Raw genomic sequence first — 914 nt, forward strand, 5'->3', positions numbered from 1 at the left:
TCGCTAAAACTCCTTTACTAAAGACGCATTATAATCAAGCTCTTGCACAACTCCAAAGCTCGGCATAAATATCAGCTCGGCTTGTGTGCCTTCCCCACCACTGCGTCCCTTCTTGATTTCGATGACTGCGGTTTTGTCAGCAGAATCAAACGCCAGTAATGCCGCAGCATCTTCTAAAATAGCTTTTGATTTTTTGACGGCGGACCTTTCCGGAATGTCAATCTGCCGAGTGCCTTCCTCTTTGTTTTCCTTTGTTTCTTCGGCTTGTGTAACAACATGTATAGCCGTTTTTGTCTTTCCAGCAAGCCGCCGCAACTTTTTACTTGTTGCCGCGACATCGCCCCCAGCCGTCTTGCTCGTGTTCTGCTCAAAGTCCATATAGTAAACAGGATCAATGATAACTACATTTGCATTAGTAGCTTCGATGTCTGCTTGAAGCGCGCTTAAGTCCCGTTTATCAAAGTCGTCATCATCAACTGCCCGCACAGTAATCGAGCCTTTGACATGTTGCCCTTCTGCGAGTTCTTGCGTGAATATTTTAAACGCTGACTCAAATTCTGGGTCAAGTTCACCTGTTTGTAGGTCACGATTATAAAAGCCGCTGTCATAAACTGTGCCGTCGACCTCCGCCCTTAAAACGTGACGGCGAGCACTTAAACTAGAGTACACCCGCGCCATATATTCATACCAGGGCATCTCCATCGCCCAGACTAGCACATTTGCACCATCAATCGCCGCTTGCAGACCCTCTTCTGTGACTGCAATTGTTTTGCCTCGCCCACTTCGACCATACCAGGCATACACGTTGCCTTCTGTGTAGCCGCCAAGCTCCCGATTTATGGTAGGAAACTTGGACTGCCACACTTTATTAGAATCGCCTTGCTTGCGCTTTTGGTACTCGGTCAAGAACTTAC

1 protein-coding gene is annotated in these 914 nt (G+C 47.4%); it reads right to left on the minus strand.

Going from position 1 to position 914, the window contains the following annotated elements; all coding sequences use genetic code 11:
* Positions 1-3: 3 nt before the first annotated feature.
* Positions 4-914 (minus strand): DnaB-like helicase C-terminal domain-containing protein (locus MFLO_RS13960; RefSeq protein ID WP_036098666.1); only part of this gene is annotated, 911 nt, incomplete at its 5' end.

This window comes from Listeria floridensis FSL S10-1187, from assembly GCF_000525875.1.
Taxonomy (GTDB): Bacteria; Bacillota; Bacilli; order Lactobacillales; family Listeriaceae; genus Listeria; species Listeria floridensis.